The organism is Micromonospora sp. CCTCC AA 2012012, from assembly GCF_040499845.1.
Classification (GTDB): Bacteria; Actinomycetota; Actinomycetes; order Mycobacteriales; family Micromonosporaceae; genus Micromonospora; species Micromonospora mangrovi.
Genome location: NZ_CP159342.1, coordinates 655,328 through 677,232 on the forward strand (window position 1 = coordinate 655,328; position 21,905 = coordinate 677,232).

The 21,905-nt window shown below is 72.2% G+C and carries 20 protein-coding genes; 15 read left to right on the forward strand and 5 right to left on the reverse strand.

Annotation, left to right across the window (positions count from 1 at the left end; translation table 11 throughout):
* Positions 1–56: 56 nt before the first annotated feature.
* The 3 genes from ABUL08_RS03055 to tkt form a co-directional block, all read right to left on the reverse strand.
* Entirely contained in the window at positions 57–1,697 is a 1,641-nt protein-coding gene (locus ABUL08_RS03055; protein WP_350934288.1) for a glucose-6-phosphate isomerase, read from the reverse strand.
* 73 nt (positions 1,698–1,770) lie between these two features.
* On the reverse strand, positions 1,771–2,949 hold the full coding sequence (tal, locus tag ABUL08_RS03060; RefSeq protein ID WP_350934290.1) for a transaldolase: 1,179 nt from the start codon (positions 2,947–2,949) through the stop codon (positions 1,771–1,773).
* Between the two features lie 16 nt (positions 2,950–2,965).
* Positions 2,966–5,104, reverse strand: coding sequence for a transketolase (gene tkt / locus ABUL08_RS03065; protein WP_350934292.1), 2,139 nt, complete (start codon positions 5,102–5,104; stop codon positions 2,966–2,968).
* A 267-nt stretch (positions 5,105–5,371) separates the two neighbouring features.
* Here tkt and ABUL08_RS03070 point away from each other — a divergent pair, with 267 nt between their 5' ends.
* From ABUL08_RS03070 to ABUL08_RS03080, 3 genes are all read left to right on the forward strand, one after another.
* Positions 5,372–6,331 (forward strand): heme o synthase, encoded by a 960-nt coding sequence (locus ABUL08_RS03070; RefSeq protein WP_350934295.1) that lies wholly within the window; start codon positions 5,372–5,374, stop codon positions 6,329–6,331.
* A 253-nt stretch (positions 6,332–6,584) separates the two neighbouring features.
* The gene (locus tag ABUL08_RS03075; protein WP_350934296.1) at positions 6,585–6,920 is read left to right on the forward strand and encodes a hypothetical protein; all 336 of its coding nucleotides are present in this window, start codon (positions 6,585–6,587) and stop codon (positions 6,918–6,920) included.
* A 9-nt stretch (positions 6,921–6,929) separates the two neighbouring features.
* The gene (locus tag ABUL08_RS03080; RefSeq protein WP_350934298.1) at positions 6,930–7,841 is read left to right on the forward strand and encodes an ATP-grasp domain-containing protein; all 912 of its coding nucleotides are present in this window, start codon (positions 6,930–6,932) and stop codon (positions 7,839–7,841) included.
* A 295-nt stretch (positions 7,842–8,136) separates the two neighbouring features.
* Here ABUL08_RS03080 and ABUL08_RS03085 read toward each other — a convergent pair whose 3' ends face one another.
* The gene (locus ABUL08_RS03085; RefSeq protein WP_377522788.1) at positions 8,137–9,135 is read right to left on the reverse strand and encodes a COX15/CtaA family protein; all 999 of its coding nucleotides are present in this window, start codon (positions 9,133–9,135) and stop codon (positions 8,137–8,139) included.
* A 233-nt stretch (positions 9,136–9,368) separates the two neighbouring features.
* Between ABUL08_RS03085 and ABUL08_RS03090 the strand changes: the two genes are divergently transcribed.
* The 11 genes from ABUL08_RS03090 to ABUL08_RS03140 all read left to right on the forward strand — a co-directional run bounded on the left by ABUL08_RS03090 (position 9,369) and on the right by ABUL08_RS03140 (position 19,039).
* The gene (locus ABUL08_RS03090) at positions 9,369–10,019 is read left to right on the forward strand and encodes a helix-turn-helix transcriptional regulator (protein ID WP_350938464.1); all 651 of its coding nucleotides are present in this window, start codon (positions 9,369–9,371) and stop codon (positions 10,017–10,019) included.
* Entirely contained in the window at positions 10,016–11,446 is a 1,431-nt protein-coding gene (sufB, locus tag ABUL08_RS03095) for a Fe-S cluster assembly protein SufB (RefSeq protein ID WP_350934299.1), read from the forward strand. The genes ABUL08_RS03090 and sufB overlap by 4 nt, the downstream gene beginning before the upstream one ends.
* Before the next feature lie 97 nt (positions 11,447–11,543).
* Entirely contained in the window at positions 11,544–12,686 is a 1,143-nt protein-coding gene (sufD, locus tag ABUL08_RS03100) for a Fe-S cluster assembly protein SufD (RefSeq protein WP_350934301.1), read from the forward strand.
* A complete protein-coding gene (locus ABUL08_RS03105; RefSeq protein ID WP_350934303.1) occupies positions 12,686–13,012 on the forward strand; it encodes a non-heme iron oxygenase ferredoxin subunit in 327 nt (108 codons plus the stop codon). The genes sufD and ABUL08_RS03105 overlap by 1 nt, the downstream gene beginning before the upstream one ends.
* Positions 13,012–13,785, forward strand: a complete 774-nt coding sequence (gene sufC, locus ABUL08_RS03110; RefSeq protein ID WP_350934306.1) for a Fe-S cluster assembly ATPase SufC — start codon at positions 13,012–13,014, stop codon at positions 13,783–13,785. Before ABUL08_RS03105 ends, sufC begins: the two co-directional genes overlap by 1 nt.
* 5 nt (positions 13,786–13,790) lie before the next feature.
* Positions 13,791–15,095: a cysteine desulfurase gene (locus ABUL08_RS03115; protein WP_350934307.1), complete on the forward strand. Its 1,305-nt coding sequence runs from the start codon at positions 13,791–13,793 to the stop codon at positions 15,093–15,095.
* Between the two features lie 45 nt (positions 15,096–15,140).
* On the forward strand, positions 15,141–15,611 hold the full coding sequence (sufU, locus tag ABUL08_RS03120; RefSeq protein ID WP_350934309.1) for a Fe-S cluster assembly sulfur transfer protein SufU: 471 nt from the start codon (positions 15,141–15,143) through the stop codon (positions 15,609–15,611).
* Positions 15,608–16,006 (forward strand): metal-sulfur cluster assembly factor, encoded by a 399-nt coding sequence (locus ABUL08_RS03125; RefSeq protein ID WP_350934311.1) that lies wholly within the window; start codon positions 15,608–15,610, stop codon positions 16,004–16,006. The genes sufU and ABUL08_RS03125 overlap by 4 nt, the downstream gene beginning before the upstream one ends.
* A 354-nt stretch (positions 16,007–16,360) precedes the next feature.
* Positions 16,361–16,990 (forward strand): LysE family transporter, encoded by a 630-nt coding sequence (locus tag ABUL08_RS03130; RefSeq protein ID WP_350934314.1) that lies wholly within the window; start codon positions 16,361–16,363, stop codon positions 16,988–16,990.
* A 33-nt stretch (positions 16,991–17,023) separates the two neighbouring features.
* Positions 17,024–17,662, forward strand: a complete 639-nt coding sequence (locus ABUL08_RS03135) for an acVLRF1 family peptidyl-tRNA hydrolase (protein ID WP_350934315.1) — start codon at positions 17,024–17,026, stop codon at positions 17,660–17,662.
* 159 nt (positions 17,663–17,821) lie between these two features.
* Entirely contained in the window at positions 17,822–19,039 is a 1,218-nt protein-coding gene (locus ABUL08_RS03140) for an RCC1 domain-containing protein (RefSeq protein ID WP_350934317.1), read from the forward strand.
* An 83-nt stretch (positions 19,040–19,122) separates the two neighbouring features.
* Here ABUL08_RS03140 and ypfJ read toward each other — a convergent pair whose 3' ends face one another.
* A complete protein-coding gene (gene ypfJ / locus ABUL08_RS03145; RefSeq protein ID WP_350938466.1) occupies positions 19,123–20,040 on the reverse strand; it encodes a KPN_02809 family neutral zinc metallopeptidase in 918 nt (305 codons plus the stop codon).
* 247 nt (positions 20,041–20,287) lie between these two features.
* On the opposite strand from ypfJ, the gene ABUL08_RS03150 reads away from it, so the two are divergent.
* Positions 20,288–21,892, forward strand: a complete 1,605-nt coding sequence (locus ABUL08_RS03150) for an ABC-F family ATP-binding cassette domain-containing protein (protein WP_350934319.1) — start codon at positions 20,288–20,290, stop codon at positions 21,890–21,892.
* The last annotated feature ends 13 nt before the right edge of the window (positions 21,893–21,905 follow it).

The following is a 21,905-nucleotide window of genomic DNA, read 5'->3' on the forward strand; positions in this document are numbered from 1 at the left end:
CGTCGCGCTCACCGGTGTCCCCTTGCCCCGCGGGGTTCGTCTCGTCCATCGTCACGTCAGTGCCGTCCGGCCGCAACGAGGAGCTGGGCGATGCCGGCCGCCCGGTCGGTCAGGTGCAGTCGCAGCACCGGTCGGTCCCGGTCGGCGAGGGCCTGCCGGTCGCCGGCGGCCTGCGCCGCCTGAAGCTCCCCGAAGGTGTACGGACGGCCGGGCACCGGCAGATCATCGGCGACCGCGCCGGTCAGCTGAAGATGGCTGCCGACGGCGGGACCGCCCTTGTGGTACTGGCCGGTGGAGTGCAGGTAGCGGGGGCCCCACCCGAAGGTCACCGGCCGGGCGGTGGCCGCGGCGAGCAGCGGGCGCAGGCCGGCCACGTCGGCGTCCGCGTACCGGTCGAGGTACGCCGACACCGCCAGGTAGCCGTCGTCGCCGAGCCCGTCGAGCAGCCACCGCAGCAGGCCGGCCAGGTCGCCGGGGGCGCCCGCCGGGGCGTACGCCTCGATCGCGCCCTCGGTGAACGACGGCGTCTCGGCCGGGGGACCGGCGGCCAGCAGGCGGGCGGTGTTGTCCTTGCTCTCCGCGACGTTCGGCTGGTCGAACGGGTCGACCCCGAGCACCGCGCAGGCGACGGCGGTGGCGTACTCCCAGGTCAGGAACTGGGCGCCGAGCGGCCCGTTGACCGCGACGTCCGCGCCGCCGCCCCCCGGCACGTCACCGGCCGGCAGCGCGCCGCCGTAGGCGACGGTGAGCACGCCGGGACCGGTCGCGCCGGGCGCCTGCGGGGACTCGACGACGACCGGCAGCAGGCCGAGGCCGGCCTTGCCGGTGGACTCGGCGAGCAGCTGTTCGACCCAGTCGCCCAGCCCGTCCAGGCCGGTGCCGTCGTCGACCAGCGCGACGGTGTCCCGGCCGGTGGTGGCCGCCGCGCCGAGCGCCGCGCCCAGGGCCAGTGCCGGGTTGTCCCGGTCCCGGCCCAACGATTCGCCCAGCGCCTCGGCGTCGTCGAGCAGCTCCATCACCGGCACCCCGGCCAGCGCCGCCGGGACCAGGCCGAACGCGGTCAGCGCCGAGTACCGGCCGCCCACCTCCGGATCGGCGGGGATGGTCACCACGCCCAGCTCGGCGGCGATCGCCGCCAACGGCGAGCCGGGGTCGGTGACCACCACGACGTGCCGGGCGGCCTCCGCCTCGGTCATCCCCGCGTCGAGGAAGGCCTGCCAGTAGGCCCGCCGGTGGCTGTCGGTCTCCACCGTCGTGCCGGACTTGCTGGAGATCACCACGACGGTGCGCTCCAGCCGGTCGGCCAGCGCCGCGCGGACCTGCCCCGGGTCGGTGGTGTCCAGCACGGTCAGCGGGCGGCCCAGGGCGCGGGCGATCACCTCGGAGGCCAGCGAGGAGCCGCCCATCCCGGCGAGCACCACGTGGTCCAGGTCGGCCAGCTCGTCGATCAGCTCGGCGAGCTGGGGGAGCAGCTCTCGGCTGCGCAGGTGGGTGTCCAGCCAGCCGAGCCGGGTCCGGGCCCCGTCCTGCGCCGCCGGTCCCCACAGGGTGGGGTCCTTCGCGGCGAGCCGGCCGGGGACGTCCCGCTCCACCAGGGCCGCCCGGACGGACGCCGGCGCGGACCGGTCGACCGGGTCCGCGCCGTACACGGCCAGCCCGGCCGCCGCGTCCACCGGGCCGGTCAGCAGGTCGCTCATGTCGCCACCGGACCGGGCCGGACGACGGCGGGGCGCGCCCCGGGAGACCCCGGGGCGCATCCGACGCCGATCGTCACGCGTTGCCCCCGGCCTGCTGGGCGGCCTGCGCGTTGCCCTTGGCGGCCCGGCCCGGCTTGCCGGTGCCCTTGGCCGCCTCGGTCAGCGACTTCTTCACCCCGTCGAGCAGCTCCAGCCAGCTCGCCTCGAACTTCTCCACGCCCTCGCGCTCCAGGGTGGCGATCACGTCGGCCATGTCCACGCCGACGGCCTGGAGGTCGGTGAAGACCTTCCGGGCCTCGTCGTACGAGCCGGTGATGGTGTCGCCCCGGGTCTCGCCGTGGTCGGCGTACGCGTGGATGACCGACTCCGGCATGGTGTTGACCGTGCCGGGGGCGATCAGCTCCTCGACGTAGATCACGTCCCGGTAGTCCGGGTTCTTCGTCGAGGTGGAGGCCCAGAGCGGGCGCTGCGGGTGGGCGCCGGCGTCGGCCAGGGCCTGCCAGCGCGACGAGGAGAAGACCTCGCTGTAGCGCTCGTACGCCAGCTTGGCGTTGGCGATCGCGGCCTTGCCACGCAGCGCCTTCGCCTCGTCGGAGCCGATCTTCTCCAGCCGCTTGTCGACCTCGCTGTCGACGCGGGAGACGAAGAACGAGGCGACCGAGCCGATCTTGGACAGGTCGTGCCCGTTCGCCTTCGCCTGCTCCAGGCCGGCGAGGAAGGCCTCCATGACCGCCGAGTAGCGGTCCAGCCCGAAGATCAGCGTCACGTTGACGCTGATCCCCTCGGCCAGAGTCGCCGTGATCGCCGGCAGGCCCTCCTCGGTCGCCGGGATCTTGATGAAGAGGTTCGGCCGGTCGACCAGCCACCAGAGCGCCTTCGCCTCGGCGACGGTCTTCTCCGACTCGTGGGCCAGCCGCGGGTCGACCTCGATCGAGACCCGGCCGTCCACCCCGGCGCTGCCGTCGTACGACGGGCGCATCACGTCGCAGGCCCAGCGCACGTCGTACGTCGTGAGCATGCGGACCGCCTCCTCGACCTCCAGGCCACGGGTGGCCAGGTCCTTCAGCTGCCAGCTGTACTCGTCGGCGTCGCTGAGCGCCTTCGCGAAGATCGTCGGGTTGGTGGTCACGCCGGCCACGTGGCACTCGCGGCGGAGCTGGTCCAGCCCGCCGGAGCTCAGCCGTACCCGGGAAAGGTCGTCGAGCCAGACCGCCACACCCGCGGCGGTGAGTTCGCTCAGCTTGTCCGTCATGCCGTCCACGCTCCCCTCAGTTGCCGGTCGTGAAACCGGTGATGTCGCCCACCCGGGTCAGCGCCGCGTGCGCGGCGGCCACGATCCGGTCGGGGGTGAACCCGAACTGCTCGAAGAGCACGGTGTGCGGGGCGCTCGCGCCGTAGTGCTCCAGGCTCACGCTCTCGCCGCTGTCGCCGACGATCCCGCGCCAGGACATCGCGATGCCCGCCTCCACGCTCACCCGTGCCTTTACCCCGCGCGGCAGCACCGACTCCCGGTACGCCTCGTCCTGCTCGTAGAACCACTCCTGGCAGGGCATCGAGACGACCCGGGTGGGGGTGCCGTCGGCCTCCAGCCGCTCCCGGGCGGTGAGGCAGAGCTGCACCTCGGAGCCGGTGCCGACGATGATCACCTGCGGCTTGCCGTTGGACGCCTCGGCCAGCACGTAACCGCCCTTGGCGGTGCCCTCGGCGGGACCGAACTGCTCCCGGTCGATGGTCGGCAGCGGCTGGCGGGACAGCGCCAGCGCGGTCGGCCGGTCGGTGTGCTCCAGCGCCTGCCGCCACGCCCACGCGGTCTCGTTGGCGTCGGCCGGGCGGACCACGTCCAGGCCGGGGATGGCCCGCAGCGCGGTCAGGTGCTCCACCGGCTGGTGGGTCGGGCCGTCCTCGCCGAGGCCGATCGAGTCGTGCGTCCAGACGTACGTCACCGGGAGCTTCATCAGCGCCGCGAGCCGGACGGACGGGCGCATGTAGTCGCTGAAGACCAGGAACGTGCCGCCGTACACCCGGGTGCCGCCGTGCAGGGCGATGCCGTTGAGGATCGCGCCCATGGCGTGCTCACGGATGCCGAAGTGCAGGGTGCGGCCGTACTCGTCGCCCGGGAAGTCCTTGGTGGCGTGCACCGCCGGGATGAAGGACGGCTCGCCCTTCATGGTGGTGTTGTTGCTCTCCGCCAGGTCGGCCGAGCCGCCCCAGAGTTCGGGCAGGACCGGCGCCAGGGCCTCCAGCACCTTGCCGGAGGCGGCCCGGGTGGCCACGCCCTTCGCGTCGGTCGGGAAGGTGGGCAGCGCGTCGGTCCAGCCCTGCGGCAGCTGCCGGACGGCCATCCGGTCCCAGAGCGCCTTGCGCTCCGGGTTGGCCTTCGCCCACGCGTCGAAGGCGGTGGTCCACGCGGCCTGCGCCTCGGCGCCCCGCTCCAGCACCTTCCGGGCGTGCCCGAGAACCTCCTCGTCGACCTGGAAGGTCTGCTGCGGGTCGAAGCCGAGGATCTCCTTGGTGGCCTTCACCTCGTCCGCGCCGAGCGCGGAGCCGTGGATCTTGCCGGTGTTCTTCTTGTTCGGCGCGGGCCAGCCGATGATGGTGCGCAGCGCGACGAACGAGGGACGGTTCGTCTCGGCCTTCGCGGCCAGCAGCGCCTGGTGGAGCGCCTCGACGTCCTCGTGGTAGTCGTCCTGGTCGGCGTCGCCGCGCCGCCAGTCGACGGTCTGCACGTGCCAGCCGTACGCCTCGTAGCGGGCCGCGACGTCCTCGCTCTTGGCGATCCGGGTGTCGTCCTCGATCGAGATCTCGTTGTCGTCGTAGATCACGCAGAGGTTGCCCAGCTGCTGGTGCCCGGCGAGCGCGCTGACCTCGTGGGAGATGCCCTCCTCGATGTCACCGTCGGAGGCGATGCACCAGATGTCGTGCCGGAACGGCGAGTCGGCGCGGTCCGGGTCCGGATCGAAGAGGCCGCGCTCGCGGCGGGCCGCCATCGCCATGCCGACCGCGTTGCCCAGGCCCTGGCCGAGCGGGCCGGTGGTGGTCTCCACGCCCGGGGTGTGCCCGTGCTCGGGGTGACCGGGGGTGAGCGAGCCCCACTGCCGCAGCGACTTGAGGTCGTCCAGGGCGAGCGGGTAGCCGGAGAGGAAGAGCTGGATGTAGAGGGTCAGGCTGGAGTGCCCGGCGGAGAGCACGAACCGGTCCCGGCCCGGCCAGTTCGGGTCGGCCGGGTTGTGCCGCATGACCCGGTTGAAGAGCAGGTACGCCGCGGGCGCGAGGCTCATCGCGGTGCCGGGATGGCCGTTGCCGGATTTCTCGACGGCGTCCATGGCCAGTACGCGGACGGTGTCGACGGCCCGGCGGTCGAGGTCGGACCAGTTGAGTGCGGGTTGCTCGGGTCGGTTGGCAGCCACGATGGTTGTGCTCCTCGGCAGATGGGCGGAACCCTCACTGATGACCCTATCGAGCGGTCCTAAACGTCCGCCCGGGGATCACCGCATGCTCTTCGGCAGGTCTCCGGCGGCATCGGCCCTTGCGCCGCGACTGTGACGCCCCGCACCGTTGTCGGGTCGCCCGGGCAGCACAAACGACGACGCGTAGTGTGTGGGGCGGTGTGTGGACCCCGACGGGTTCCGACCGACCCCGATCTCCCCCCTGCCGATGCCGGAAGGTGGCAATCCGTGAGCATGATCACCGAGCGCCCCGTCAGCAACCCTGCCGGGCAGCCGCCGGTGCGCACGGGGGCCGCGGTGCCGGCGACCGGGCGGCGGGACGTCCGCGCGGTCGTCTCGGCGTACGTGGCGCTGACCAAGCCCCGGATCGTCGAGCTGCTGCTGGTGACCACGGTGCCGGCCATGATGCTCGCCGACGGCGGCATGCCGTCGCTGTGGCTGGTGGCCGTGGTGCTGATCGGCGGCTCGCTGGCGGCCGGCGCGGCCAGCGTCATCAACTGCTACATCGACCGGGACATCGACCAGTTGATGCGGCGCACCAAGCGCCGCCCGCTGCCGGCGCACACCGTGTCGCCGCGCAACGCGCTGGTCTTCGGGCTGGTGCTCGCCGTGGTCTCGGTGGCGCTGATGGCCGTGGCCACCAACTGGCTGGCGGCCGGGCTGACCCTGGCGGCGATCGCCTACTACGACCTCGTCTACACGCTCTGGCTCAAGCGGACCACCGCCGCGAACACCTTCTGGGGCGGGGCGTGCGGGGCGGCGCCGGTGCTGATCGGCTGGGCCGCGGTCACCGGCTCGCTGTCGCCGGCCGCGTGGGGGCTCTTCGCGGTGGTCTTCTTCTGGCAGATGCCGCACTTCTACGCGCTGGCCATCAAGTACAAGGCGGACTACGCCCGGGCGGGCATCCCGATGCTGCCGGTGGTGGCGTCGGTGCGCCGGGTCAACACCGAGATCATCGTCTTCTCGTGGCTGACCCTGCTCTCCTCGCTCGCCGTCTGGCCGCTGGGGATGAGCCCGATCTACGGGGTCACCGCGCTCGTGGTGGGCGGCATCTTCGTGGTGGAGGCGCACAAGCTCTGCCGGCGGGCGGCCCGGGGCGAGGCGGTCAAGCCGATGCGGCTGTTCCACTGGTCCACCACGTACCTGACGATCCTCTTCGCCGCGGTGGCGCTCGACGCGCTGCTCTGAGCGGCCGGGGCGCGGTACCGGAAGTGGCCGGATCTCCGCAGGTCCGGGATTTCATCAGAATTTTTTTCGCCCTGAGTTCAGGTGGCTCAAGTCGGACAGATTGTGACGATCTCCCCCGCCCGTTTCGCCCTTCCTTATCCGGACATGCCCGGTCAAATTACCTGCGGTCTTCCTTAAACCAACAGGTAATTGGCATCACAAATAGTTCATGGTTCTCGCACATACGGGTGGGACTCTGCTTAGGCTTCGCGTCATGGCAGATGGTTCCGATACGACGCTGACGGCTCAGCAGGCCGCCCCCGCCCAGGCCCCCAACGGTCTGGTTTCGGGCATCAAGTCGTTCGCCGCCGGTCACGGCGGGGCGAAGGCGGTCATCGAGTACGTCGGCAAGCGCGGTGCGCGAATCGTCCTCGTGGGTGAGGACGGCGCGTGGGCCGACCAGTTCGCGGACGACACCGTCGTCGCGCGGCAGGCCTGCGCCACGGCGGGGGTCACCGTCGAGAACACCTGGGAGCGGGAACTGATGGACCAGATGCGTCCGAGCAACGACCTGTGGCGGTCGATGGCCCGGCGCACGATGGCCCGTTAGACACATAAATTGACCGATCACCACCAGTCGACCCGGGGGAGACCCCGGGTCGCTCTCGTCACCTGTGCCGCGCTGCCCGACCTCGACCCGGACGACCGGCTCGTGCTCGCCCCCCTCGCCGCCCTCGGCGTCGCCGCGGAACCGGTGATCTGGGACGACCCGAGCGTGGACTGGTCCCGGTACGACCTGGCCGTGCTCCGCTCACCGTGGGACTACGCGCTGCGGCGCGACGAGTTCGTCGCCTGGGCGCAGACCGTCCCGCACCTGGTCAATCCCGCCGAGGTGGTCCGCTGGAACACCGACAAGCGCTACCTGGCGGAACTGGCCGCGGCCGGCGTACCGACCGTGCCGACGGCCTGGGTCGAGCCGGGGGAGAGCTGGGTCGCCGCCGCCGGGTCCGGGGAGTACGTGATCAAGCCGGCGGTCAGCGCCGGCAGCCAGGACACCGGCCGGTACGACCTGGCCGACCCGGAGCACCGGGCGCTCGCCGAGGCGCACGTCGCCCGGCTCTCCGCCGCGGGCCGGGTCGGCATGGTCCAGCCCTACCTGAGCGCCGTGGACACCGAGGGCGAGACGGCCCTGCTCTTCGTCGCCGGGCCCGACGGCCTGACCTTCAGCCACGCCATCCGCAAGGGGCCGATGCTGACCGGTCCCGACCGGGGCGAGGCCGCGCTGTACAAGCAGGAGCGGATCGACCCCCGGACCGCCACCCCGGAGCAGCTCGCGGTCGCCGAGCGCGTCCTCGACGCGGTCCCGGGCGGCACCGGGTCGCTGCTCTACGCCCGCGTCGACCTCATCCCCGGCCCGGACGGCTCCCCGGTCCTGGTCGAGCTGGAACTCACCGAGCCCAGCCTCTTCATCGGCCACGCCGACGGCGCCCCCGACCGCCTCGCCACCGCCATCACCACCCACCTCCCCTGACCCCCCGGCCCGGGCCTCAACCCGACCCCTCCCCCCGCACGACGCGCCCCGCGCGCTGTGCTCCCGCCCCGCGCGCTGTGCTCCCGCCCCGCGCGCTGTGCTCCCGCCCCGCGCGCTGTGCGCCCGCCCCGCGCGCTGTGCGCCCCAGCCTCGCGTGCCGCCCATGATTCGCGCAGTTTCCGGGAAAGAGGGGCTTCGGTCCTGCCGGAAGGCCCTTTTTCCGGGAAACTGCGCCCTCGGCCCGGGTGGGGTGCGGTCGCCCCACTGGCGGGGCGGGTGGGGCAGGTGGGGTGGGTCAGGCGGCGGCGGTGACGGGCTCGGCGGGGGCGGCGGGCGTCGTGGCCGGGGTGGTCGGGCGTCGTTCGCGGGTGGACCAGAGCACCGCGAGGGTGGCGAGCAGGACCAGGCAGGAGCCGAGCATGTGCGCGGCGACCAGCGCCGCCGGCAGGTGGGTGAAGTACTGCACGAAGCCGATCAGCCCCTGACCCAGCTCCACCGCCACCAGCACCCCGGCGGCCCGGGTGGCCCGCGTCGCGCCGACCGTCTGGAAGGCGAAGACCAGCGCCACGGAGAGCCCGATCAGCAGGAAGACCCCGTCGGCGTGCACCTGGGAGATCGCCTGCGGGTCCAGGCCGTTGCGCTTGGCGCCCAGGTCGCCGGCGTGCGGGCCGCTGCCGGTCACCCAGGTGCCGACCACCAGGACGGCCGCGCTGACCAGCGTGGTGAGCAACGCGAGGGTGCGCAGCGGGCGGGGCACCGCGGGCACCGCCGGGACGTCCGGGTCGACGGTCCGCCGCCAGAGGGCGTACGCGAGGCCGATGACCACCATCGAGAGCAGGAAGTGCAGGCCCACCACCCACGGGTTGAGGTGGGTGCGCACGGTGATCCCGCCGAGGATCGCCTGCGCGGGGATGCCGAGGAAGACCGCCACCGAGAGCCGGACCAGCTCCTTGCGCCGCGGCCGGTACGCGAGCGCCGCCAGGACGGTGGCCAGCGCGATGACGCCGACGACGAAGGTGAGCAGCCGGTTGCCGAACTCGATCACCCCGTGCACGCCCATCTCGGCGGTGGTGGTGTACGACGTGTCGGTGCAGCGGGGCCAGGTGGGGCAGCCGAGGCCGGAGGCGGTGAGGCGGACCGCCCCGCCGGTCACCACGATCGCCACGTTCGAGATGATCGAGGCGTACGCGAGGCGGCGCAGCAGCGCGATCGACACCGATCGGTCGAGCAGGCGACGTAGCGCGGCGGGGGCCGGGAACCGGACGGATCGCTTCACGGAGCGAATCCTACGCACCGTAGTGGTACCCGATCGGGCGACTCGGCGCGGTCGGTGGTCGGGATCACCGGGACCCGGGTTTGCGGGCCTCCGGCGAATTACGTAACGTTGCCGTTGTGAAAAACGCGGCGGCGCTCTCCGGGCACCAGCCGACGACCGCTCCGGCCGTCGGCGGGGCGCGGCGTGCCGTCCGGCGCGCCGAGCCGGATTCCACCGCCACCGACCTCTCCACCCGGGACCGGGTCACCCAGCTGCTGCTGGAGCGGGGTGCGACCACCGCCGCCCAGCTCGGCACGGCGCTCGGGCTCAGCCCGGCGGCGATCCGCCGGCACCTCGACGCGATGCTCGCCGACGGCGACGTCGTCGCCCGCGAGCAGGCCGTGCGGGGCAGCCGTGGTCGGGGCCGCCCAGCCAAGGTGTTCCTGCTGACCGACGCCGCCCGGGTCCGCTGCGGCACCCACCACTACGACAACATCGCCACCGCCGCGCTGCGCTGGATCGCCGACAACGGCGGTGCCGACGCGGTCGAGGCGTTCGCCGCCGACCAGGTGGCCGCCCTGGAGGACCGCTGCCGGGCCGCGATGGAGGACGCCGGCACCGACCCGCTCGCGCGGGCCGAGGCGCTCGCCGGCGCGCTCACCGCCGAGGGCTACGCTGCCAACGCGTCCACGATCGCCTCCGGCGGCCAGCTCTGTCAGCACCACTGTCCGGTGGCGCACGTGGCCGCCGAGTTCCCCCAGCTGTGCGAGGCCGAGACCGCGGTGATCTCCCGTCTGGTCGGCACCCACGTGCAGCGCCTGGCCACCATCGCGCACGGCGACGGGGTGTGCACCACGCACATCCCCGGCCAGCTGCGTGCCCAGTCCGGAAACACCGTCACCACTGTGAGGACAGATAGATGACCGAGCAGATCGTTCAGCCCCTGACCCAGGAGGAGCAGCTCGCCGCCCTCGGTCGTTACGAGTACGGCTGGTCCGACCCGGACGCCGCCGGGGCTGTCGCCCAGCGCGGCCTCAACGAGGCGGTGGTGCGGGACATCTCGGCGAAGAAGAACGAGCCGGCCTGGATGCTCGACCTGCGCCTGAAGGGCCTGCGCCTGTTCGGCCGCAAGCCGATGCCGGCCTGGGGCGCCGACCTCACCGGGATCGACTTCGACAACATCAAGTACTTCGTGCGGTCCACCGAGAAGCAGGCCACCAGCTGGGAGGACCTGCCCGAGGACATCAAGAACACGTACGACCGGCTGGGCATCCCCGAGGCGGAGAAGCAGCGCCTGGTCGCCGGTGTCGCCGCGCAGTACGAGTCCGAGGTGGTCTACCACAAGATCCGTGAGGACCTCGAGGAGCAGGGTGTCATCTTCCTGGACACCGACACCGCGCTGCGCGAGCACGAGGACGTCTTCAAGGAGTACTTCGGCACGGTGATCCCGGTCGGCGACAACAAGTTCGCCGCGCTGAACACGTCCGTGTGGTCCGGTGGCTCGTTCATCTACGTGCCGAAGGGCGTGCACGTGGAGATCCCGCTGCAGGCCTACTTCCGGATCAACACGGAGAACATGGGCCAGTTCGAGCGGACCCTGATCATCGTCGACGAGGGTGCGTACGTGCACTACGTCGAGGGCTGCACCGCGCCGCTCTACTCCTCCGACTCGCTGCACAGCGCCGTCGTGGAGATCATCGTCAAGAAGAACGCGCGCTGCCGCTACACGACCATCCAGAACTGGTCGAACAACGTCTACAACCTGGTCACCAAGCGCGCCGTCTGCCACGAGGGCGCGACCATGGAGTGGGTCGACGGCAACATCGGCTCCAAGGTCACCATGAAGTACCCGGCGGTCTACATGACCGGCGAGCACGCCAAGGGCGAGGTGCTCTCGGTGGCCATGGCCGGCGAGGGCCAGCACCAGGACGCGGGCGCCAAGATGGTGCACGCCGCGCCGCACACCAGCAGCACCATCGTGTCGAAGTCGATCGCCCGTGGTGGCGGCCGCACCTCGTACCGGGGGCTGGTGCAGGTGCTGGAGGGTTCGCACAGCAGCCGGAGCACGGTCAAGTGCGACGCCCTGCTGGTCGACACCATCTCCCGCTCGGACACCTACCCGTACGTCGACATCCGCGAGGACGACGTGTCGATGGGTCACGAGGCGACCGTCTCCAAGATCAGCGACGACCAGCTCTTCTACCTGATGAGCCGGGGCCTGAGCGAGGACGAGGCGATGGCGATGATCGTGCGCGGCTTCATCGAGCCGATCGCCAAGGAGCTCCCGATGGAGTACGCCCTGGAGCTCAACCGCCTGATCGAGCTCCAGATGGAGGGCGCGGTCGGCTGACGCCGCCGCCGCCCGGCCACGGACGGACCCGGACCCGGTACACCGGGTCCGGTCCAGCCCGCTTCGACCCTCCGATTCATGACAGACCAAGGAAGAGATGACTACCCAGGCTTCCGCGCCGCCCAGCACCAAGTCGCAGGCGCTCCGCTCGTACGACGTCGCCGACTTCCCGGCCCTGACGGGCCTGGAGGAGGAGTGGCGTTTCACCCCGCTCAAGCGCCTGCGCGGCCTGGTCGGCGGGGCGCAGGCCGCGACCGGTGCGGTCCGGCACGAGTACGGTGACCTGCCCGAGGGCGTGACCGTCTCCCGGGTCGGCTCCGACGACCCGCGGATCGGCAGCGTGCTCACCCCGGTGGACCGGATCAGCGCGCTCGCGCACGGCGCGGCCGACGGGGCGCTGCTGGTCGAGGTCGCCCGGGACGCCGTGGTGGCGGCGCCGGTGAACCTGCGGGTGGTCGGCGAGGGCGCCGAGGGCGTGGCCTTCGGGCACACCTTCGTCGAGGTCGGCCGGTTCGCCGAGGTCACCCTGGTGCTGGAGCACGTCGGCTCGGCCACCCTGGCCGACAACGTCGAGGTGTCGGTGGCCGACGGCGCGAAGCTGACCCTGGTCACCGTGGCCGACTGGGCCGGCGACGCCGTCCAGGCGCAGCACCTGAAGGTCAAGCTGGGCCGGGACGCCAAGGTGATCCACGTCCAGGTGAGCCTCGGCGGCGACCTGGTCCGGCAGTACACCAGCGTGGAGTACACCGGCCGGGGCGGCGAGGCCGAGCTGTACGGCGTCTACTTCGCCGACTCGGGCCAGCACCTGGAGCACCGCCAGCTGGTCGACCACACCGTGCCGGACTGCCGCAGCTACGTCGGCTACCGGGGCGCCCTGCAGGGCGAGAGCGCGCACACCGTCTGGGTGGGTGACGTGCTGATCCGGGCCGAGGCGACCGGCACCGACACGTACGAGATCAACCGGAACCTGCTGCTCACCGACGGCGCCCGGGCGGACTCCGTACCCAATCTGGAGATCGAGACCGGCGAGATCGCCGGCGCCGGCCACGCCAGCGCGACCGGCCGCTTCGACGACGAGCAGCTCTTCTATCTGATGGCCCGGGGCATCCCGGAGGGCGAGGCCCGCCGCCTGGTGGTCCGCGGCTTCTTCGCCGAGCTGATCAACAAGATCCCGGTCGAGGAGCTGCGCGAGCGGCTCGGCGACGCGATCGAGGCGCGCCTCACCAAGGCCGGTGCCTGATGATCAGGGTCTGCTCGACCGAGGACCTGCCGAAGGGCAGCGTGATCAGCGCCGAGGTGAACGGCACCAAGCTGGCCCTCGTGCACGGCGAGGACGACCGGTTCTACGCCGTGTACGACGAGTGCTCGCACGCCGCCGTCGCGCTCTCCGAGGGGGAGGTCGAGGGGTGCACGCTGGAATGCTGGCTGCACGGATCCCGTTTCGACCTTCGTACGGGTGAGCCCTCCGGCCTCCCCGCCACCGAACCCGTTCCCGTCTATCCCGTCGAAGTCCGCGACGGCGACATCTACGTCAGTCTGACGCCGAGCAATGGAGTGACCCGCTGATGAGCACCCTGGAGATCCGCGACCTGAAGGTGTCGGTCAAGCTGCCCGAGGGTGAGCTCAAGCCGATCCTGGCCGGTGTCGACCTGACCGTCCGGTCGGGGGAGACCCACGCGATCATGGGCCCGAACGGCTCCGGCAAGTCCACCCTGGCGTACTCGATCGCCGGCCACCCCAAGTACGAGATCACCGGCGGCTCGGTGACCCTCGACGGCGAGGACGTGCTGGCCATGTCCGTCGACGAGCGGGCCCGCGCCGGCCTCTTCCTGGCCATGCAGTACCCGGTCGAGGTGCCCGGCGTCTCGGTCGCCAACTTCCTGCGGACCGCCAAGACCGCCATCGACGGACAGGCGCCGAAGCTGCGCACCTGGGGCGGCGAGCTGCGCGGCGCGATGGAGAAGCTCCAGATGGACCCGGCGTTCGCCCAGCGCAACGTCAACGAGGGCTTCTCCGGCGGCGAGAAGAAGCGGCACGAGATCGTGCAGCTGGAGCTGCTCAAGCCGAAGATCGCCATCCTCGACGAGACCGACTCCGGCCTCGACGTGGACGCGCTGCGCGTGGTCAGCGAGGGCGTGAACCGGGTGCGCGACACCGGCGACACCGGCCTGCTGCTGATCACCCACTACACGCGCATCCTGCGCTACATCAAGCCCGACTTCGTGCACGTCTTCGTCGCCGGCCGGATCGTCGAGCAGGGCGGCCCGGAGCTGGCCGACAAGCTCGAGGAAGAGGGCTACGAGCGGTACGTCGCCGGAGCCGGCGCGGCCCGGGCCTGACTCCGATGACCTCCCTGACCATCCCGGCGGGCATGCCGCAGTACGACGACGTGCCCCGCTTCGACGTGGCGCGGGTGCGGGCCGACTTCCCGATCCTGGACCGGGAGGTCAACGGGCACCCGCTGGTCTATCTCGACAGCGCCAACACCTCGCACAAGCCGCGTCAGGTGCTCGACGTCCTCGCCGAGCACTACGCGCTGCACAACGCCAACGTGTCGCGCTCGGTGCACACCCTGGGCACCGAGGCGACCGAGGCGTACGAGGGGGCGCGGGCGAAGATCGCCGCGTTCGTCAACGCGCCGAGCGTGGACGAGGTGGTGTTCACCAAGAACTCCACCGAGGCGATCAACATCGTGGCGTACGCCTTCTCCAACGCCTCGCTGCGCGCCGACGCCGACCCCCGGTTCCGGATCGGCCCCGGCGACGAGATCGTGATCTCGGAGATGGAGCACCACTCGAACATCGTCCCGTGGCAGCTGCTCGCGGAGCGGACCGGCGCGACCCTGCGCTGGTTCCCGCTCACCGAGTCCGGCCGGCTGGACGAGTCGGGGCTGGCGGAGCTGGTCACCGAGCGGACGAAGATCGTCTCGCTGGTGCACGTCTCCAACATCCTCGGCACGGTCAACGCGACCGCGCGGATCACCCAGCGGGTCCGTGAGGTGGGGGCGCTGCTGCTGCTCGACTGCTCGCAGTCGGTGCCGCACATGCCGATCGACGTGGTCGACCTCGACGCGGACTTCATCGTCTTCACCGGCCACAAGATGTGCGGCCCGACCGGCATCGGCGTGCTCTGGGGCCGCGGCGAGCTGCTGGCCGCGATGCCCCCGGTCATGGGCGGCGGCTCGATGATCGAGACGGTGTCGATGGCGCGGTCGACGTTCGCCGCACCGCCGGCCCGGTTCGAGGCGGGCACCCCGCCGATCGCCGAGGCGGTGGCGCTCGGCGCGGCTGTCGACTATCTCACCGGCGTCGGCATGCGGGCCGTCCAGTGGCACGAGAAGGAACTGACCGCGTACGCGTTGGACGCCCTGGCCACCGTCCCCGGCCTGCGGATCTTCGGTCCGACGGTGCCGGTCGGGCGGGGCGGGACCATCTCGTTCGCGCTCGGCGACATCCACCCGCACGACGTCGGGCAGGTCCTCGACTCGCTCGGCGTGCAGGTGCGGGTGGGTCACCACTGCGCCAAGCCGGTCTGCACCCGGTACGGCGTACCGGCCATGACGCGGGCGTCGTTCTACCTGTACACCACGACCGAGGAGGTCGACGCCCTGGTGTCGGGCCTGGAGCAGGTGCGGAAGGTGTTCGAATGAGCCGGGCGACGCAGGAGCCGGGCGAATCGACGGGAGTCCAGCCTGATGCAGCTTGAGTCTCTTTACCAGGAGATCATCCTGGATCACTACAAGCACCCGCACGGCCGTGGCCTGCGTGACGCCGACGAGCCGGGGGACCGGGTCGCGGAGGCGCACCACGTCAACCCGACCTGCGGTGACGAGATCACCGTCCGGGTGGCCACCGACGGCGACGCGCTGCACGACATCTCGTACGACGGCATGGGCTGTTCGATCAGTCAGGCCTCGGCGAGCGTGCTGCACGAGCTGCTGCGCGGCCGGGACGCGGGAGAGGCGTTCGCGGTGCACGCGGCGTTCGTCGAGTTGATGTCCGGCCGTGGCCAGGTCACGCCGGACGAGGACGTGCTCGGTGACGGGGTGGCGTTCGCGGGTGTCGCCCGCTACCCGGCCCGGGTCAAGTGCGCGCTGCTGCCGTGGATGGCGTTCAAGGACGCCGCGGCACGCGCCGGTGTGAACCCGACGGAGGTTAAGGCATGAGCAGCGAAGAGACCAGCACGCCGGAGGCCGGCGCGGTGGCGACCGACGACGCGGCGGCGGCCGGCCGTGGGAAGGCCGCCATCGCCGACATCGAGGAGGCGATGAAGGACGTCGTCGACCCCGAGCTGGGCATCAACGTGGTCGACCTCGGCCTGGTGTACGGCGTACACGTGGACGACGAGAACGTGGCCACGCTGGACATGACGCTCACCTCGGCGGCCTGCCCGCTGACCGACGTGATCGAGGACCAGGCCCGGCAGGCGCTGACCACCGGCCCCGGTGGGGGACTGGTCGACGACATCCGGATCAACTGGGTGTGGCTCCCGCCGTGGGGCCCCGACAAGATCACCGACGAGGGGCGGGACCAGCTCCGCTCCCTCGGCTTCAACGTCTGACCCCTGCGGTCGACAGCCCCGCGAGCGCGGTGCCCCTCCCGGGGTGCCGCGCTCGCGCCGTCGACGCCCCGCCCGCGCCCCGCGGCGGCCCAGCATGATCGTTTGCATCTCCGGGCACCGACACGCCGGCCGGGAGTGCTGGGAGCTGCAAACGATCTCCGCCCCGCGCCCCGCGCCCCGCACCCCGCACCCCGCGCCCCGCGCCCGAAAACCCGTTTCCGGTACGGCGTCGGCCCGGCCAGAATGGCCCGGTGACCGATCTCCGCAGCCGCCTGCTCCTGCCCGCCCACGCCGTCGTCGGCGGGGCGCGACAGCAGTGGGTGACTGTCGGGGGGTGGTCCGGGCCCGCCCGTCATGGGTGAGGCCTTCCTCGCCGGTCTGCTGGCCGGCTACGGCGTCGCCATCCCCGTCGGCGCGATCGCGATCCTCGTTCTCGGCCTCAGCGCCCGTACCTCCTTCCGGGTGGGTGCCGCCGCGGCCCTGGCGGTCGCCACCGCCGACGGTCTCTACGCGGCCCTCGCGGCGCTCGGCGGCGCGGGACTCGCCGGGGTCGTCGCCCCGGTCGCCGGCGAACTGCGGGTGGTCGCCGCGCTGGTTCTGCTCGGGCTCGCCGGCCACGGCCTGCGCGCCGCCTGGCGGGCCCGGCGGCCGGCCCCCACGCCCGCGCCGGCGCGGGCCGGGCTCACCACCCCGGGTCGGGCCTTCGTCGGCGTGCTGGGGCTGACCCTGCTGAACCCGACCACGGTCGTCTACTTCGCGGCGCTGGTGCTCGGTCGACGGGACACGGCCGACCCGGACGCCACCACCGCCGCTCTCTTCGTCGCGGGCGCGTTCCTGGCCTCGGCGAGCTGGCAACTGCTGATCGCCGGTGGCGGCTCGCTGGTCGGCCGGGCGCTGGCCGGACCCCGTGGCCGGCTGGTCACCGGGCTGGTCTCCAGCGCGCTGATCGCCGCGCTGGCCGTCGCCACGCTGCTGCCGGGGTGACCGGGGGTCGGCGGCGTGCCGTACGGTCGGGCGGTGACCAGTCGACCCGCAGCCGGGGGCGGCCGGTGGGTCGAGGTCGACCCGACCCGCGTCGCCCGCTGGGTCGAGGGCTTCGCCGACCGGCACGGCCCGCCGACCACCACCACCGAGGCGTACGGGCTGCTGCTCGCCGCCCCGGACGGCGCGACCGCCGAGCTGCACTCCCCGCCCGGGGCGCCGCCCACCGCCGACGTGGCCGGGTTCGTGGCCGCCGCCGTCGCACCCCGCCGGCTCGGCCTGCTGCTGGCCCGCAAGGGCGCGGTGGCCGTCGGTGTGGCGGCGGGGGAGAAGCTGCTCGTCTCCAAGGTGGACACCCGGTACGTGCAGGGCCGCACCGCCGCCGGCGGCTGGTCGCAGCAGCGGTTCGCCCGGCGGCGCGACAACCAGGCGAAGGCGGCCCTGGGCGACGCGGCGGAACTGGCCGTACGCCTGCTGCTGCCGGAGGTGTCGAGCCTGGCGGCCCTGGTCTGCGGCGGTGACCGGCGGGCGGTGGAGACGGTGCTGGCCGACCGCCGGCTGGCCCCCCTCGGCGCGCTGCGTGCCGGCCGCCTCCTCGACGTGCCGGAACCCCGGCACGCCGTCCTGGTCGCGGCCGTCTCCGCCGCCCGAGCGGTCCACATTCTGGTCCGCTGAGCGGCGGAGATCCCCGCAAGACGGTCAATCCCCTCCGGCGATGATGCATCGAGCTGAGCCGATGCATAAGGTCGGTGTCACGAAGTGGTGGGCCTCCGGGCGGCCCACCGGGGCAGCTTCGTCGTCCAGGCACCGACTTCGTTGGGAGAGAACACCCTCATGAACGCACATCAGTACGGTCGGCTGCGGGCCCGGTGGCGCCGTGCGACCCGACTTCTCGCCGCAGCGGCGGCGATGGTCACCGGAACCGCCGCGCTCACCACCGCGCTGGCGGTCGGCCCCGCGTCCGCCGCCGTCAGCCCCGTCGAGGGCGGCACGCTGGCCGCCCCGTCGGTCACCGCTGTCACCGCGGGCCTCGCACACACCTGCGCCACCACCGCCGACACGGCGTTGTGGTGCTGGGGCGCCAACTACGCCGGACAGCTCGGCGACGGGACCACCGCGAACCGGACCACCCCGGCCCGGGTCGGCACCGCCACCGGCTGGGCCGGTGTCGACGCCGGCGCCAGTCACACCTGCGCGGTACGGACCGACAGGACGCTGTGGTGCTGGGGCGGCAACAACCGGGGCCAGCTCGGCGACGGGACCACCACGAGCCGGAGCGCCCCGGTGCGGGTCGGCACCGCGACCACCTGGGCCCGGGTCAGCGCCGGCTACGAGCACACCTGCGCCGTACGCACCGACGGGACGCTCTGGTGCTGGGGCTTCAACCGGACCTCCCAGCTCGGCGTCGGCACCTCGCCCTGGACCGCGACCAGCCCGCTCCAGGTCGGTACGGCGACCACCTGGGCGGCCGTCACGACCGGCTTCGCGCACACCTGTGCGGTACGCACCGACGGGACGCTCTGGTGCTGGGGTTACAGCTCGGACGGGCAGCTCGGTCTCGGCACCCTGGGGTCGCAGACCACGCCGGCGCAGGTCGGCACCGCGACCGGCTGGAGCGGCGTGACAGCCGGCTACGCGCACACCTGCGCGGTCCGCAGCGGCACCCTGTGGTGCTGGGGTGACAACGGCTACGGGCAGCTGGGCGTGGGTAGCGGCTACCAGACCGCACCGGTCCAGGTCGACGCGACCAGCACCTGGCGCGGGGTCGGCGGCAGCAGCGACACGACGTGTGCCGTGCGCACCGACGGCAGCCTCTGGTGCTTCGGCAAGAACACCACCGGGCAGGTGGGCGACGGCACCACCACCCACCGCTCCACGCCCACCCGGGTCGGCTCCGCCACCACCTGGACCGACAGCCTCGCCGTCACCGAGCACGGCTGCGCGGCCCGCACCGACGGCAGCCTGTGGTGCTGGGGCGACAACAGCGGCGGCCAGTTGGGTGACGGCACCACCACCGGGCGGTCCGCCCCGGCCGTGGTGACCCTGGCCTGACCGGCTGACACAGCTGTGCCGTCGGCCCGGCCGCTGTCCTTGGTGGCAGCGGCGCGGGCCGACGGCACGGTCCTGCGGCGTCGTTACTGGCCGCTGCCGAAGGTGTCGCAGGCCTTCGGGTCGCCGGTCGAGTAGCCCTTGGTGAACCACTGCTGGCGCTGCTCGGAGGTGCCGTGGGTGAACTCGTCCGGGTTCACCGGGCGGCCCGCCCGCTTCTGGATCGCGTCGTCACCGATCTTCTCGGCGGTGTCGATCGCCTGCTGGATGTCCTGCTCGGTGATGCTCTTGAAGATCTTCTGACCCTTCGCGTCCGAGGTGCCGGTGGCGTTCTTGGCCCAGGCGCCGGCGTAGCAGTCGGCCTGAAGCTCCAGTTTCACCGAGAGCGCGTTGGCGTTGTTCGGGTCGCGCTGCTGCTGGCGGCGCATCTGCGCCTCGGTGCCGAGCAGGTCCTGCACGTGGTGGCCGTACTCGTGGGCCAGCACGTACGGCTGAGCGAACTCACCCTCCGCGCCGAGCTGGTCGGCGAGCAGCTTGTAGAAGGTCAGGTCGATGTAGACCAGGTCGTCGGCCGGGCAGTAGAACGGCCCGACGCCCGAGTCGGCCTGCCCGCAGCCGGTGTTCACGCCCTGGCTGAAGAAGACCGTCTTGGACGGCTTGTACTGGTCGCCGAAGACCTCCGGCATCGCCTTCGTCCAGTACGCCTGGATCGAGTTGACGTAGAGGGTGTTGCGGCAGTCGAGCTGCTTCAGGGCGTCCTGCGCCGAGCACTTCTGCTCCAGCGAGGTGTTGTCGCCGGTGTCGGAGCCACCGCCGCCGTTGGTCGCCGCGTTGAGGCCGAAGCCGCCGCCGACCAGGGCGACGAGCACGGCGATGATGATGCCCACGATCCCGCCCCGGCCGCCGCCGATCGGGATCGGTATGCCCATCCCGCCGCCGCCACCGGATCCTCGCCGGTCGTCCACCTGGCTGGTGTCGACCTGCGCGTTCTCGTTCAGCTCCATGTTGACCCCGATCACCGATCAGTCAGTGTGTGGTGGTTGGTACCGGACCGGGTCCGGACGGCGAATTCGGTACCCGATGATCTTGTCCGGTAATCCGCAGGAGCGCCAGACGACGCCCGGTACACTTGACGGGTGCTGCGCTGCGAAGGCTGAACGGCCCCGCGCCGACGGGAGGAAACGAACCCGCCGGCGCTTTCGCGTGCCCTGAGTCAGCCCTTCCGGAACCCCGAGAGCGAGTACCACCACCATGATCACTGCCACCGGTCTGGAACTGCGCGCCGGTTCCCGGATCCTGCTGTCCGACACCACGCTGCGGGTGCAGCCGGGTGACCGGATCGGCCTGGTCGGGCGCAACGGTGCCGGCAAGACCACCACGCTGAAGGTGCTGGCGGGCGAGGGACAGCCGTACGCCGGCCAGATCGACCGGCGCAGCGCGATCGGCTACCTGCCGCAGGACCCCCGCACCGGCGACCTGGAGGTCACCGGCCGGGACCGGGTGCTCTCCGCCCGGGGCCTCGACGTGCTGATGGCGCAGATGAAGGAGCTGGAGGCGAAGCTCGCCGAGGACACCGACGAGAAGCTGGTCCGCCGCTACGGCGCGCTGGAGGACCAGTTCGCCGCCCTCGGCGGGTACGCCGCCGAGGCCGAGGCGGCCCGGATCTGCTCGAACCTCGGCCTGCCCGACCGGGCCCTGGCGCAGACCATCGGCACCCTCTCCGGCGGTCAGCGCCGCCGCATCGAGCTGGCCCGGATCCTGTTCCGCGACGCCGGTGAGAACGGCGGCGGCATCCTGCTCCTCGACGAGCCCACCAACCACCTCGACGCCGACTCGATCACCTGGCTGCGGGGCTTCCTGGCCAACCACAAGGGCGGCCTGATCGTGATCTCCCACGACGGCTCGCTGCTGGAGTCGGTGGTCAACAAGGTCTGGTTCCTGGACGCCACCCGCTCGGTCGTCGACGTCTACAACCTGGGCTGGAAGGCGTACCTGGAGGCGCGGGAGACCGACGAGCGGCGCCGCCGCCGGGAGCGGGCCAACGCCGAGAAGAAGGCCGGTGCGCTGATGGCCCAGGCCGACAAGATGCGGGCCAAGGCCACCAAGACCGTCGCCGCGCAGAACATGGCCCGCCGCGCCGAGAAGCTGATCTCCGGCCTGGAGGAGGTGCGCCACGCCGACAAGGTGGCCAAGGTGCGCTTCCCGACCCCGGCGCCGTGCGGCAAGACCCCGCTCACCGCGAGCGGCCTGTCGAAGTCGTACGGGTCGTTGGAGATCTTCACGGACGTCGACGTGGCGGTGGACCGCGGCTCCCGGGTGGCCATCCTCGGCCTCAACGGCGCCGGCAAGACCACCCTGCTGCGGATGCTGGGCGGCCTCCTGCCGCCCGACACCGGTGAGGTACGCCCCGGCCACGGCCTGCGGCTGGGCTACTACGCCCAGGAGCACGAGACCCTGGACGTGGACCGGACGATCCTGGAGCACATGCGCAGCGCCGCCAGCGACCAGAACGACACGGACCTGCGCAAGATCCTCGGCGCGTTCCTCTTCTCCGGGGAGGACGTGGACAAGCCGGCCGGTGTGCTCTCCGGCGGCGAGAAGACCCGGCTGGCCCTGGCCACGCTGGTCTGTTCCGGCGCGAACGTGCTGCTGCTGGACGAGCCGACGAACAACCTCGACCCGGTCAGCCGGGAGCAGGTGCTCGACGCCATCGCCCGCTATCCCGGCGCGATCGTCCTGGTCACCCACGACCCGGGCGCCGTCCTGGCCCTCAAGCCCGACCGCGCCATCCTCCTGCCCGACGGCGACGAGGACGCCTGGTCCGACGACCTCCTCGAACTCGTCGAACTCGCCTGACCCGCGTCGACCA